This is a genomic window from Arthrobacter cupressi (assembly GCF_900099975.1).
Classification (GTDB): Bacteria; Actinomycetota; Actinomycetes; order Actinomycetales; family Micrococcaceae; genus Arthrobacter; species Arthrobacter cupressi.
Genome location: NZ_FNEI01000009.1, coordinates 130,261 through 144,194 on the forward strand (window position 1 = coordinate 130,261; position 13,934 = coordinate 144,194).

Here is a 13,934-nt window from a genome sequence, read left to right on the forward strand (position 1 = left end):
GGCACCCGGCCCGGGCACCGCAGGGGGCGCCGGCCGCACCGCCATGCGCCAGCCCGCGTGATTCCCGTCGTTTCGAGCCGGAACGACCCAAGCCCGTTAACGCCACCGGTCCGAAATCGTTTCGCAGTTCGGCCACCGGTACCCGCAGGGCTGTCCGTGCCACGGCTTGCGTGCCTTTTGTTTCTCATTTACGGTGTGAACCGAATCACCACAATTTCACCAGCCTTTAGAGCCGTGGCGGGAGAGTCCTCCCTTACCAATCACAGGGCAGGCGCCGTAGGAGCAAATCCTCCCCAGGAATCTCTCAGGCAAATGCACCGCTGCTGCAAGGCAACCTCTGGAAAGCAGCCCAGGCTCCTGGGCTCACCGACGGTGCAAGCGGATCACCTAGGCCGCGGAAACTCTCAGGTCCATGACAGAGCGGGGAGGAACCCAACCGGGCCATGCGTACAGCAGGCTACTCACCTTGGAGTTCCTCTTGTTTGACCAACTCACACCTCCGTCCAAAGCCCCCTGGTCGCCCGGAGATCCAAGGCCGGCGACCTGCCGAAGAATACAGGCGATAAGCGCGGTCACCTTCAGCTGTACCCGTTTTCTGACTGCGGTTGGCACTGCCGCCAGATAGCGGGGCGGAGGTTCACCAGAGCCTCCATTGAGGCCGGTGCCTGTAGCGGATGCAGACACCGGCCTCGCCCTTCCCGAACCTGCAAACATTCGAAACCACTGGTAAGGACGCCGGCCAAACACCTCAAGACGTCCGCCGAAAGGATCCTCCGTTGGAGAACCTGCGTTTTAAGATTGCGCCGTCGCTGGATGCCGAAGACTTTGTCAAGCGCTGGCTGCCGTCAGGCGCCGAACTAACTGTCTCCTGCCTTCCCGGACTCGGCGTGGGCCGCACCCTGGCCACAGCAGCGTCGTTGTCCCAGCAAGGACATCACGTCATCCCGCACCTTCCCGCCCGCATGATCCCAAGCACAGCCTTCCTGCGTAAGGCGCTGAAATGGCTCGCACGGGCTGACATTGGAAGAGTCTTGGTCATGGCAGGAGACGGCCCGCAGGATGGACCCTACGGTGAATCCCTGCCCTTGATGGAAGACATAGCACAGTTCACCAGCGGAGAATTCAGGCTTGGTGTTCTGGGCCATCCCGAACCGCACCCTTACGCCCGGGAGCAGGTTCTCTACCACGCTCTTATCGCGAAGCAACACCTGGCCTCGGAGCTGACAACCCAGCTCTGCTTCGATCCGAACATAGTCAACCGCTACCTGCGGCGCCTGCGCAGCGACGGTGTCGAGCTCCCGGTATGGATAAGCGCGCCGACTGGCCTGCCACAAGCCGACATAGGAATCGCTACCGCAACGCTGGGACTAGGGCCCTCCGTCAGAAGAATCACCCGTCCAGGCCCTCTGGGGAGGCAGTTCTTCAAGACGGGCAACTTTGATCTGGACATTTTCGAAAAACAACTCACAACAGACGTTGCAGGCTTCCACATCAATACGTTCAACAGACCTCCCGGCACCAATCCAACGCCGGAACCCCAGCGACTAGGAGCAACACCATGAAGCAAAGCCCAAACGATCCGACCACGGGCAGCAGCCGCGTTAAGCGAGGCATGGCTGAGATGCTCAAGGGCGGCGTCATCATGGACGTTGTCAACGTCGAGCAGGCCCGCATCGCCGAAGATGCCGGTGCCGTGGCCGTCATGGCCCTCGAGCGTGTTCCCGCTGACATCCGCGCCCAGGGCGGCGTGTCCCGCATGTCCGATCCGGACATGATCGATCAGATCATCGAAGCCGTGTCCATCCCGGTGATGGCCAAGGCCCGCATCGGCCACTTCGTCGAAGCCCAGGTGCTGCAGTCCCTGGGGGTCGACTACATCGACGAGTCCGAGGTCCTCACCCCGGCCGACTACATCAACCACATCGACAAGTGGAACTTCACCGTTCCCTTCGTCTGCGGTGCCACCAACCTCGGAGAGGCCCTGCGCCGCATCAACGAGGGCGCGGCCATGATCCGCTCCAAGGGCGAAGCCGGCACCGGCGACGTCTCCAACGCCACGGGCCACATGCGCCAGATCCGCGCCGAGATCGCCAAGCTCTCGGCCCTGCCCGAGGACGAACTGTACGTTGCCGCCAAGGAACTGCAGGCACCGTACGAACTGGTCAAGGAAGTCGCCGCCACCGGCAAGCTCCCGGTGGTGCTCTTCACCGCCGGCGGCATCGCCACCCCGGCCGACGCCGCGATGATGATGCAGCTGGGCGCGGACGGCGTGTTCGTCGGCTCGGGCATCTTCAAGTCCGGCAACCCGGCCCAGCGCGCGGCCGCCGTCGTGAAGGCCGCCACCTTCTACGACGACCCGGACGTCATCGCCAAGGTCTCCCGCGGCCTGGGCGAAGCCATGGTGGGCATCAACGTCGACGAGATCCCGCAGCCGCACCGCCTCGCAGAACGCGGCTGGTAATGGCGACGAGGACATTGGAAAAACCTGAGGCCCTCGGAGCAGCGGGGACCGCAGGTCCCGCGCTTCCAAGCGACCGATGGAAGCGGCAACTGGACGTAGGCCAATCCATTATAGTTCAGCGCTGCGGCGAAACGAAACAGGCCGGGAAGATCGACCTGCTCAACTACCACGCCACAGTTTTCTGGGTAGTGCTGGACGGAGGCCTCGGCCGCATAGCAGTTTACGACGATGGATGCACCAGAGTCTGGCTACCCGGGGTTCAGCAACCGTGAACTATCACGTGCAGGCACACCCCTGGTACCGAACATGGCCTGTTGGGCGCAGCGGCATCGGACCCCTCCACCACTAAGGCCGCAGCCTCCCGAGACGTTTCGGTTGTCATCACCCGCGCCCGAGCGAAGCCACCGTCGGCACCAGCTCGACGCGATCCCCCAGCCTCGCACCGCAGGCCGCCGCGGAAAACATCCACACCCACCAATACGAGAAAAGGACCACCATGCAGAGACTCGCGAACCGGCTCGAACGCCTGGGCACCGAAACCGCCTTCAGCGTCGCCCAAGCCGCCGCCGCCTGGAAGGCCAAGGGGAACCTCGTGTACCCCTTCCACCTGGGCGATATCAACATCCCCACCGCCGCGAACATCGTGGAAGCGATGAACAAGGCGATCGCCGACGGCTACACGGGCTACTGCCCGGGCCCGGGCATCCCGCAGCTGCGCGAAGCCCTTGCCGAGGACATCGGTTCCCGCCGTGGCATCGAGTTCTCCCCCGAGAACGTGGTGGTGATGACCGGCGGCAAGCCCGTCATCACGAAGTTCCTGCAGGCGGTCATGAACCCGGGCCAGGAAGTGCTCTACCCCAACCCGGGCTTCCCGATCTACGAATCGCAGATCGAGTACCTGGGCGGCACGGCCGTGCCGTACCGCTACGTGCCCACGAGCACTGGGTTCGCGATCGACCTGGACCAGGTCCGCGCCTCGATCACCCCGAATACCACTGCGATTATCTACAACGACCTGCAGAACCCGATTTCGGCCGAGTCCACCGCGGCCGAGCGTGAGGCCATCGCCCAGCTCGCGATCGAACACGACCTCTGGGTACTTTCGGACGAGGCGTACTTTGAGACCCGTTACGAAGGCGTTTCGAGCTCGATCGTGTCGCTGCCGGGCATGGCGGAACGTACCGTCATCCTTTACACCTTCAGCAAGAAGTTCGCCATGACCGGCTCGCGCCTGGGCTGCGCCGTCGCCCCGTTGGAGATCGCCCAGGTGCTGAGCAAGCTCAACACCAACGATGAGTCCTGCACGACGCATTACGTGCAGTGGGCCGGCATCGAAGCCCTCCGCGGCCCCCAGGATTCCGTGCAGCAGATGCTGGACGTCCTGCAGAAGCGCCGCGACACCGCCTGCGAACTCGTCAACGCCATCCCCGGCGTGCACGTGGCCGTACCGCAGTCCACGTTCTACCTCTTCCCCGACGTCACCGAGGCCATGGAGCGCATGGGCTACACGGCAGTGGGCGACTTCGCCACCGCGGCCCTGCACAACACCGGCGTCTCCTTCTGCACCCGCGAGCACTTCGGCCGGCGCCTGCCCGGCGAGGAACGGCAGTACATCCGGCTCGCCTACTCGGGCATCGAAGCGGCTGACATCCGCGACGGCCTCGGCCGCCTGCGCGAATGGATCGAAGCATGAGCCGCGTCGTCGTCACGGGGCGGGTTCCCGAGGCCGCACTCGAAAAACTCCGCGCCGAACACGAGGTCGACGCCTGGACCGGCACCGAATCGATCGGCCGCGAGGAACTCCTGGCCCGCGTGGCCGGAGCCGACGCGATCGTCAGCCTGCTCACGGAACGCATCGATGACGAACTGCTCGACGCAGCCGGACCGCAGCTCAAGGTCGTCTCCAACGTCGCCGTCGGCTATGACAACATCGACGTGCCGGCCTGCACCGGGCGCGGGATCACCGCCACGAACACCCCGGGCGTGCTGACCGAAGCCACCGCCGACATCGCGTTCGGGCTCATCCTCATGGCCACCCGCCGCCTCGGCGAGGGCGAACGGCTCATCCGCGCCGGCCAGTCCTGGAAGTGGGGCATGTTCTTCCTGCTCGGCTCCAGCCTGCAGGGCAAGACCCTCGGCGTCGTGGGCATGGGCGGCATCGGCCAGGCCACCGCCCGCCGGGCCAAGGCCTTCGGCATGGAGATCGTGTACCAGTCGCGCAGCGAAATCGACCCCGCGATCGCCGCGGAACTCGGCGCCCGCCGGGTCGAACTGGACGAACTGCTGGCTGTGTCCGATGTCGTGTCCCTGCACTGCCCCTACGGGCCGAACACCCACCACCTGATCGGTCCCGAAGAACTCGCAGCGATGAAGGACACCGCGTACCTGGTGAACACCGCCCGCGGACCCATCGTCGATGAAGCCGCCCTCGCCACGGCACTGCGCACCGGCGTCATTGCCGGCGCCGGCCTGGACGTCTTCGAGAAGGAACCGCAGGTCTACCCGGAACTGCTCGAGCTCGAGAACGTCGTCCTCGTGCCGCACCTGGGCTCGGCCACCGTCGAAACCCGCACCGCCATGGCCGTGCTTGCCGCCGACAACACCCTCGCCGTCCTCCGCGGCGAACAGCCGCCGAGGCCGATCGGTCAATGAGCAGTGGCGGGTGGACTTTTCCACCCGCCACCCTCCACTAGCTGTTTCCGCCCCCGGTTGCTCCGACCTCCGGGCCGGGGTGGCTTTCCGATTGGCTTCGAGTGCCGGGTCAATCACATCACCGACGAGATAGAAGTTCTGGCTCTCCGCAGCAGGCCAATACTTAGGCCAGCTCCAGGTCAGGGCCTGATAGATGGTCGGGAACTCGCCGTAGGTTCCGAATCCGCAAGGCAGCAGAAGCTCACCGGGCCGTCCGCCCAAGCGTCCCTGGCTTCCTTCAAGCGGCCTTGACGATGGGCAGCTCGGCCCATTCGGTGGTGTAGCGAGGGCTGAGCATTTCGCGTTTCATGGACCAGTCCGGGCCGCCTTTGAGGCCGGCGACACCCAGGCCTATAGATTCGCGTCCGTACTTCTTCGCGACTTCCTCGATCAGAGGGCCAATGTGCCGCTCCTCGTGAGCGTTCTCGAACAACTGCAGAGGCGGCTGGTTGCCGGAGGGGCGCAGGTCCGTCACCATGATCCCGGCGCGGACGTATTTCAGGCCCTCGTATATCCGGGGCACCAGGGCATGCGCGGCCCTGCTCAGGATCACCGGGTCGGCGGTGGGCATCGGCAACGGCACCACCACGGACGGGTAAGACGTGTCCGCGGGGTTGGAGTACGAGGTGGCTGCAAAGGCAGTCAGGACCTTGGCCTGGAGCCGGTGCTTAGCAAGGCGGGCGCTTGCCTGCTGGGCGTACACGCTCATGACCTGCCGCATAGCCCCGGCGGTGCGGATCGGAGTGGAGAAGGAGCGGGAAAAAATCAGCTGGTCCCGGCCGACGCGTTCTTCCTCCATAGGGATGCACGGGGTGCCCTGCAGTTCCAGGACGGTGCGCATCATGACCACGGAGAACTTGTCCCGCATCCTGATCGGGTCGGCCCGGGCGAGGTCCATGATCGAGTAGATGCCAATAGCGGCCAGCCTCTTGCTCAGCCGGGTAGCGACACCCCAGATTTCGTTCACGGGAAGGCGTGCCATCAATGCCTCGCGCTCGGCGACCGGAACGGATTCCCAGCGGCACACTCCCCCGAAGGCCTTGTTTTTCTTCGCCCATTTGTTGGCCAGTTTCGCCAGGGTTTTGGTGGGGGCGATCCCGACACAGACGGGCACGCCGACATGGCTGCGGCAGGCTTCCCTCATGGCCCGGCCCAGAGCTAAAAGGTCCCCGCCGTCGCCTTTGACACCGAGGAAACATTCGTCGATCGAGTAGACCTCCTGCCAGGCCGAGTAACGGGCCAGCAGTTCCATGACCCGGGCGCTGATCGACCCGTAGAGCTCGTAGTTGCTGGACCTGGCTTGCAGGCCCCATTCCCTCACCCGGGGCGCGAGCTTGAACCATGGCTCCCCCAGAACGATCCCCAGAGCTTTGGCCTCGTCGCTGCGGGTCACGGCGCAGCCGTCATTGTTGCTCAGCACGACCACGGGCCGGCCCTCCAGCGACGGGTCGAAGATCCGCTCCGCCGACGCATAAAAGCAGTTGACGTCCACGTGGGCGATCTCCTGCGTGCGGGGCATCGTGGCCGGTTTAGACATAGTGAAGACACCGGGTGACGACACCCCAGATCCGCAGCTCCGACAGCTCGGGGACCCGGATCGGAGGATACTTGGGGTTGTCGGCCTGCAGGATCACGCCGGTGCGGGTGATCCGCAGGCGTTTTATCGTCAGCTCGCCGTCCAGGATGGCCACCACCACTGACCCATCCTTTGGTTCCAAGGCCTTGTTGACGATCAATTCATCCCCGTCGCTGATCCCGCCCGGCTCCATCGAGTCCCCTGCAACACGAACGATGAACGTGCTGGTCTTGTCTTGGATCAGGTGCTCGTTCAGGTCAATCTCGCCCGAGAAATAGTCCTGGGCAGGGGACGGGTAGCCGCAGGCCACGGCCACTGGAGCCACCGGAATCAACCACGGCACAACCCCGGCCACTATCACGCGGGGGTCCAACGCAAGACTCATGACACGCCTCTAATCGAAAATATGTTCGAATAGATTCTAGCTCCGCCGACAGACAGTTTTCCTCCCGGCGAGCAAGGCTGCCTGGTCCACCCCAGGCAAGGGCGGAGGCTGCCCGGCGATTTGCGACGAGTCGGAAGCCCGTCGGGGCAGCTCGCAGCTTGGGTACCAGATGGCTCGCCAAGGCGGCGTCAGCGGCTTTTGGCTTCGGGTCTTTCCATGGGGCGTCGCCCGCCGCGGTACGGGCTACTTGATGCCGGCGCACTTGCTGCGGTGAAGAGCTCCGTTATCTCGCAGTCGAGTACGGCGGCGATGTCCCACAGGCGCTCGTAGGCCACGCTCTTCCGGCCCCACTCGATCCCGATGATCATGTTGCGGCTCAATCCGGATTCAAGGGCCAGAGATTCCTGGGACAGCCCTTGCATCTGGCGCAGTTCCCTGATTCGTGCCCCAACCATCGCCCTCCGTTCGGCCCACCGCTGAGTCTGCTCCTCGGAGGACTGGTCGGGGCGGATGGGCATTTGTCCATGTCAACTGACAATGTCAGGATTGTCTGCTCTACTGGTGTTACATGCATCGCGGCTAATAGAGAGTTAGGTGCTATGGAAGCCCCACTGCCGGTTGTGGCATGATCCGGTTGTACAAGTTCCGCCTTTACCCGACGTCGAAGCAGCAGCAACTGCTAGTGGCAATGCTGAATGACCATCGGGACATTTACAACGCCGCCCTGCAAGAGCGAAGAGACGCGTGGACGCGTTCTCATGTAGGGATCCGCTTTGTTGATCAAGATGCCCAGCTCACGGAGATCCGCGCATGCGATCCTGACCTCGCCCGCTGGTCTTACTCCTCCCAAGAGCAGACACTCCGACGTTTGGACAACGCTTTCAGATCCTTCTTCCGGCGGGTTAAGTACGGAGGGAATCCGGGTTACCCGAGATTCAAAGGTGCTGGCCAGCTAAACACGGTGGACCACCGCAATGGTGATGGTGCGACCTGGAACTCAATAGTTCACCCGACGCAGACCAAGGTCCGATTCAAAGGTGTCGGTCATGTCAAGGTTAAGCAACACCGCCCGGTCAGGGGCCGGGTTACTAGGGTGACAGTCAAACGCGAGGGCCAGCACTGGTACGTATTGCTGTCAGCCCAGCAGGATCTGCCTACGCCACTGCCTAAGACCGGCAGGATGATTGGCATTGACCTCGCTACAGGATCCAACGGGCTGGCGTACACATCACTCGGAGAACGGATCGAGAACCCTGCCTACGGCAAGGCCGCCCAGGTCCGTCTCGCTGAAGCCAATCAAGCAATAGCTCGCACCCAGCCGGGGTCCAATCGCCGAAAAAAGGCCCGGGGGAGGTTTTCTGCCCTGCACCGCAAGATAAGCAATCAGCGCCTCGACTATCTCCACAAGGCGGCGAATCACCTAGTCGCAGACAATGACGTCATAGTGGCCGAGAACCTCAACATCGCCCGCATGACACGGCGGCCAAAATCCCGGCCCGACGGAGCCGGAGGCTACGAACCCAATGGAAGGAGAGCGAAGACCGGACTCAACCGGTCCATTCTCGATGCAGGATGGGGAATCTTCCTGAGACTAATCCGAGCCAAGGCTGAAAGCGCCGGGCGAGAATTTGTTCAGGTGGACCCGGCCTACACATCACAGACCTGCAGCAGATGCGGGTACCGGGAGAAGGCCAATCGAAACGGTAAAGCATTCCTCTGCCTTTCGTGCGGGCATCGGGACGACGCCGACATCAATGCGGCAGTCAACATACTCAGGGCCGGACTAGTCCTGCGGAACTTGGCGCGAGTCGAGCCACGAGAAGCCTGAAAGATTCTGGCTGGCATCGCACGAAGTCCGGCCAGCGGAGTCATTGGGCCGATTACTCATCCGCCCTTTTCGGGAGAGGTCACCATACCCCCCTCATCAGTTTCCAAATCGGGTCCGACTGAAGAAAACAAGGCAGTACAGTGTCATAAAAGGGTGTCCGTCCATGCACCTGAGAGACTTCCCCCATGGCATCGGAATAGGTGGGAACGGTTGCGACAGGCGTTGTTTGGTCTGGCAGGCATTGCTGCGACTTTGTGGACTCAACGGCAGGGACGCGCCAACACTTTGTCGGTGGCAAGGGAGAGCCGCACGCAGGACCGCAAGCGCCGCATACGAGCGGCTGGTCACGTTGGCCATTCACACAACAGAGTTTGTGGATGGGGCAGATGTTATCTGGGATCGCCAAACGGAACCGCCCGACGTTGATTACAAATCGTTTGACGCCTGGTTGGCCTTGGGTTTATATGCGACTCCTCCCTTCAGGACTGCCTACTCAGCGTGGTCGAGTGCTGTGGAGCAACTTCGCGACCTCCTCGAAGATCTCCCGAACAAGAAAACTTGGTACGAGGCGGGGGACGAAACTGAACGGAAGTTCCTCAAAGGCAAGGAAACCATGAACAAGGAGCTGCAGCGTTTGAAGGATGTCGCCAGAAGCGAGCTGTCCTAAGTTCGTCGTCGGTGCTTTCCACGGTGGCGAAATGCGCGGCCGAGGCTGCGAATCGGCGCGAGACCGGCGGACTCATATATGGACCTCTCCTGATGGACCAGCTTACGCGCGGTCCGGCCAGTACGGCGGAACGACGCCTAAGGTAGTGCTATGGGGCAGAGGAAAAACGAACGATCGGTTTCAGCCCGAAATAGAAACAAGGTCATCAGTTTCCAGACCTTGCCCTGCCTCCGCTGTCAAGCGGTGCGAGTTTTGGGACAGTCGTGCGCCGAGTGTGCCTATAAAGCGCCAGCCGGCGAAGTCAACTCTAAGGTCGTTCAGCGAAAAGCTGCCGTGGAGCGCGTCGAGAATCATCTGCGGTCCTGTCAAGGAGAGAAGCCCCGCCCTGGTCGACTTCCGGACAAATACGAGGTTGCCATGCTCATGCAGGATTTTATCCAGGCACTGGGGGACCTCATGGGCGATCCTTCATCGACCCATGCCGCTTTTCGTATGGCCGAAGCGCAGAGGAACATTATCGCCACAAAACGTGGTTGTGAAACCCACCAGCCCCTCCGACCTGCAGTGACACTCCAGCGCACAATGACACAATCTTTGGGTCTCCTAGCGATGCTTTGGCCAACGTACTCTCAAGCTCTAACGGCACCTAACCTCCACGAGGCCCAAGATTTCGGGAAAATGGGGCAGCAGCTTATCGATGAAGTCGTAGCTGAGCTGAACGCGTACGAGACGCTGATCGAGGCTACAAAGGCCTATGAGGACTTCTCAATTGGCGACATCCTAGAACGGGCTTTGGCCGCTGCTGCCGTGTCTTACCCAGGGCTCTCATTACTTGACCTCGGCAGAGCAGGGCGGGAGGAAGCAACCCAGCTGACCGAACTTGATACCGACGAGGCTCACGGGGCCCAATATTTACTGCTCAGTACTGTGGCTGCCGTTCATCTTGATCCCATTCGTTTCAGTGCCGTGCTTGCTGAGTCGGCAAGATTTTGCTTTGCCGCCCCAAACCTAGGTCGCATTGCTGAAGAAGAAGGTGCTCTGGATGAATTGTCCAAAATCACCAGAGTTCTTCATGAGGCTCTTACTTCGTTCGAGGCAATACTTGAACGTGAGAGTGACATTGACACTCTTCTACGCCGAATTATCAAGTTCTATGGCGAGATCTATGAGGATGTCGGAGGGCGGTTGTTCGCATGGTACAACCTGCTAGCTAATATTAAGCAACAACCGTACCTGAAACTGATCCAACAAAACGATGCTACGAAGCTGGCTCGAAACCTGGTTGACTGTCCGATTACTCGGTCATTCTTGGAGGATGCTGGGTCTCATTTACGAAACGCGGCACAGCACGGCAGTAGTTTCGCGTTGTCCGGAGAGGTCGTTATTTTCCGGCTGCGGAGCCACCAAGAGCAGTGGACTCGGGCGCAGGTAGTGGATGCAGTCTTTTCACTCCTAGAGTCTTTGTCTGCAATGTCGTGGTCCCTTTCGAATGCTCTGGCACAAAGGGGATACTCGATCCCGCTCTCAGCAGAAGATGCAGCCTACCTGCGCATGACGCCCTTCAGGCTGGCTACGTTATGGATGAAGGACCACGGGACCGCTCTACTTAGTGCATGCGAAGCGGAGGATTCCTGGAGATTCATCATCGAGACTGACTCTGACGATGTGCTTGCCCTTGCTCTCACAATTGCTGGCGGTGCCCCCGAGAACATTGCAAAGATTGGGATCCGGTCAGACTCTCTCGACACAGATCTGATAGTTCCCGTCGCTGCCTTTGATCTCTTTTCCCGGTGGCCAAAGGATAGTGCGGCACCGCACGAACACCTCTTAGCTGTTCTCGAACTGCGCAATCACTGTCTGAGAGGCAAAGATGCACTGCTCACTAGGGAGAACATCAGACACGGGGTGGGGTGCTTAGGACTGTTCTTGATAGGTGGTGATCGCACAATGATCCCATTCTTGCGCCGACTCCAACGGATGGCCAAGGAACACGGGTGGACCCATGAAGATGCAGTGGCGGCTGAGTGCATCAGCCTCTGGCGGAACCCAGACGCTCAAAAGCACAGAAGCATGGTTGCAGCCCTTACAACTTGGTTAAACTTGAACTCCCCTCCCAAGATGCCGCAAGCCCATAGCGTCATTGTGTTTAGACGGCCGTGATCTGCCGAAAGCCAACTCCACGCCTCAGGCTGGTGGGGAGTGGCGCCTGCCAACACCGACCGCCTGGCCGCTTGGCGCACCCGGCGATTCGAACGGGCCCCGGCAGCATGGGGCCCCGAGTCGACTCGCTGATAGTGAGAAACTACAACCTGGTCAACAATGATCTCCTTCGGGCCGGAAGTGCAGACCGCGCCCGGACACCCGCACCTCGCTCGCACGGGTGGGAGCATAGTTCATCTGCGTCTCTCCTGCTCGCGGATGAGCGGCCCTTAGAACATCCCGGGTTCCTCTTGCCGCGGAATGCCTGGCAACGTCGGGACGGTCCTGCCTTCGGGGCATCTGCGTGATGTCTGCCGCTTCCAGAGAACGCCTCGACCCGAAGCCACCGGCCAGACCGGCCTGGCCGGAGCACGACGGAAGGAGTCGTATCCCTAAGGGAAAAGTTCCCGGCGTTGCCCTGGGACGAGTGCCGGGCAGCCTTGGGCATGCTGCAACCACCGTTGATCGGGGCGCCAACGCGAGCCAATCGACGAAAGTGCGGCGCGGACGTTTCGCTGGCGTCGAGCCAGCCCTCCCATCAGACCCTTGTGCGATCACCAACCGCTCCCTACCAAGGCACACGAGGTCCGCTGCAACGGCCACTTTCGACCTGGAACCAACGGACAGCAGCACGGACCAGTAGCGGGCACGGCGCACCTCGGGGCAAGTTCCACGGCACTCGTTTATCTACGTAGTCTCCACTGTGCACTCCAAGAGGGCTCAGGAAACTGCAGCCGCCTCCAGCCGGACCCTTGGAGGACACTGGTACCCTCAACGGCGGCACAGTCTCCTGTACCACTGACGCACCAAGCCCGTAGTGGGAAACTATGGGGAAACGCCCGGCATTCCGATGTTCCCGGACTTCCCAATTCCGGGTCAACGTCGGCCATTCCGCCGGCGCCCATCCACGACATCGGGCCGAGGCGAACGAACGGAAGACCCGCCATCTCCGTCAACAAGCCTCACGCGAGCACTCTGGGTTCGCTACCCCTGAATCCTCGTCACTTTCAACCTACGAGGCGTTGACATGCGCATCTGCACGGCGATTGTGGCGCAGAGCAGAGGATCAGAAAGCTTCGTGATTCCCTCGTCACGGGCGCCCCGTTCAAGCGACCGCCCCTCAGTCATTTTCCGACTCCGCCTCGACTATGTGACTGGTGATGGTTTTCGGAATTCTGTCAACTACCAATGCGCGATACATGAAGAACGCCAAGACGACGAGCATGCCCAGCAGGATTAGCATGACCATCAGTATGTCTCCAGCACCACGGGGATGAAGTCCGGCCGCACTGGCCGCAGCAAGGAAACTCTCTTGCCCTTCCAGGGTCTTGAAATCGAATCCTTCAATGCCTATCGGACCAGATGCGTGGTTAGAATACGACGCCCATACCTGAAATATAGTGAGGACTAGCATTACGAAAGGTAGCAGCAAGAGCAATGAAAAGGTGAAACGGTTTTGCCCCTTTTTCTTGGAATAATGGTTAAACCTAGCTACTAGAGATTTTGCAGCTATTGTCCGAATTGCACTTGGAGTTAAGTCGCCCTTACCGCGATCCCGGAACGTAGCCCCACGTATGGTCCCGCCTACTGAGGCTGTGGTATCGCCTTGGTGCAGAACCTCCAGGATCGCGCCATCCTGGGCATCCATAAAGTCGAAGGTCACCTCCACCATGCTGGCTTCTGGTGGCACCAGAGCCAGGTTGAAACCGCACTGAGGCCTACTTACTGCGAGGATCCGAGCTTGAAGGATCGTGTCCCCATCGTTGACGCCGATGCGCAGCTTGTCCGACGCGACAATATCTGAACCAGAAACGGAATCGCCCTTGCGGTTGAAGAGAGCGATGTAGGTGCGGCTGATCCGCTCTATCGCAGTGCCGCCAATCGTCACGCCGAGTTTGCCGCCAGCCAAGCCATCATCTGGCGACATAAGGACATCGAAATCACGCACGTAGCAAAGGTCCGGCTTTTAACGATTACGTCGACCCATGTAATAGGTGGCGGGAAAAGCGACGACCGCCAAGACCGTTCCAACGATCGTCAAGAGCAGCCCAATATCCACTGTGATTTTATCCTTCCAAAAACAATCCTTGAGATACATACCCTACCGTCGCCCTTGGGCAAGGACCG

The 13,934-nt window shown here is 61.1% G+C and carries 11 protein-coding genes and 2 riboswitches; of the genes, 7 read left to right on the forward strand and 4 right to left on the reverse strand.

What is annotated here, in order from left to right; genetic code table 11:
• The first annotated feature begins 228 nt into the window (after positions 1–228).
• A riboswitch (glycine riboswitch) is annotated at positions 229–330 on the forward strand.
• 1 nt (position 331) lies between these two features.
• A riboswitch (glycine riboswitch) is annotated at positions 332–429 on the forward strand.
• A gap of 347 nt (positions 430–776) precedes the next feature.
• From BLP88_RS11985 to BLP88_RS12000, 4 genes are all read left to right on the forward strand, one after another.
• Positions 777–1,562 carry a methylenetetrahydrofolate reductase gene (locus BLP88_RS11985; RefSeq protein ID WP_074589479.1) on the forward strand — a complete coding sequence of 262 codons (786 nt, stop codon included), beginning with the start codon at positions 777–779 and terminating at the stop codon, positions 1,560–1,562.
• Positions 1,559–2,461 (forward strand): pyridoxal 5'-phosphate synthase lyase subunit PdxS, encoded by a 903-nt coding sequence (pdxS, locus tag BLP88_RS11990; protein ID WP_074589480.1) that lies wholly within the window; start codon positions 1,559–1,561, stop codon positions 2,459–2,461. Before BLP88_RS11985 ends, pdxS begins: the two co-directional genes overlap by 4 nt.
• A gap of 496 nt (positions 2,462–2,957) precedes the next feature.
• Entirely contained in the window at positions 2,958–4,154 is a 1,197-nt protein-coding gene (locus BLP88_RS11995) for a pyridoxal phosphate-dependent aminotransferase (RefSeq protein WP_074589482.1), read from the forward strand.
• On the forward strand, positions 4,151–5,113 hold the full coding sequence (locus tag BLP88_RS12000; RefSeq protein WP_074589483.1) for a 2-hydroxyacid dehydrogenase: 963 nt from the start codon (positions 4,151–4,153) through the stop codon (positions 5,111–5,113). The genes BLP88_RS11995 and BLP88_RS12000 overlap by 4 nt, the downstream gene beginning before the upstream one ends.
• A gap of 277 nt (positions 5,114–5,390) precedes the next feature.
• Here BLP88_RS12000 and BLP88_RS12005 read toward each other — a convergent pair whose 3' ends face one another.
• The 3 genes from BLP88_RS12005 to BLP88_RS12015 form a co-directional block, all read right to left on the reverse strand.
• Entirely contained in the window at positions 5,391–6,689 is a 1,299-nt protein-coding gene (locus BLP88_RS12005; RefSeq protein ID WP_373366893.1) for a Y-family DNA polymerase, read from the reverse strand.
• Complete coding sequence (locus tag BLP88_RS12010; protein WP_074589486.1) at positions 6,682–7,113, reverse strand: LexA family protein; 432 nt, start codon at positions 7,111–7,113, stop codon at positions 6,682–6,684. The genes BLP88_RS12005 and BLP88_RS12010 overlap by 8 nt, the downstream gene beginning before the upstream one ends.
• A gap of 188 nt (positions 7,114–7,301) precedes the next feature.
• On the reverse strand, positions 7,302–7,568 hold the full coding sequence (locus BLP88_RS12015; protein ID WP_217635149.1) for a helix-turn-helix domain-containing protein: 267 nt from the start codon (positions 7,566–7,568) through the stop codon (positions 7,302–7,304).
• Between the two features lie 170 nt (positions 7,569–7,738).
• On the opposite strand from BLP88_RS12015, the gene BLP88_RS12020 reads away from it, so the two are divergent.
• The 3 genes from BLP88_RS12020 (at position 7,739) to BLP88_RS12025 (ending at position 11,768) form a co-directional block, all read left to right on the forward strand.
• Positions 7,739–8,941 carry an RNA-guided endonuclease InsQ/TnpB family protein gene (locus BLP88_RS12020; RefSeq protein WP_074589488.1) on the forward strand — a complete coding sequence of 401 codons (1,203 nt, stop codon included), beginning with the start codon at positions 7,739–7,741 and terminating at the stop codon, positions 8,939–8,941.
• A 349-nt stretch (positions 8,942–9,290) separates the two neighbouring features.
• Positions 9,291–9,608, forward strand: coding sequence for a hypothetical protein (locus tag BLP88_RS18760; RefSeq protein ID WP_139163378.1), 318 nt, complete (start codon positions 9,291–9,293; stop codon positions 9,606–9,608).
• Between the two features lie 678 nt (positions 9,609–10,286).
• Positions 10,287–11,768, forward strand: a complete 1,482-nt coding sequence (locus BLP88_RS12025) for a hypothetical protein (protein WP_074589489.1) — start codon at positions 10,287–10,289, stop codon at positions 11,766–11,768.
• 1,159 nt (positions 11,769–12,927) lie between these two features.
• Here the strand turns inward: BLP88_RS12025 and BLP88_RS12030 are convergent.
• Positions 12,928–13,755: a hypothetical protein gene (locus tag BLP88_RS12030; protein WP_074589491.1), complete on the reverse strand. Its 828-nt coding sequence runs from the start codon at positions 13,753–13,755 to the stop codon at positions 12,928–12,930.
• Positions 13,756–13,934: the final 179 nt, after the last annotated feature.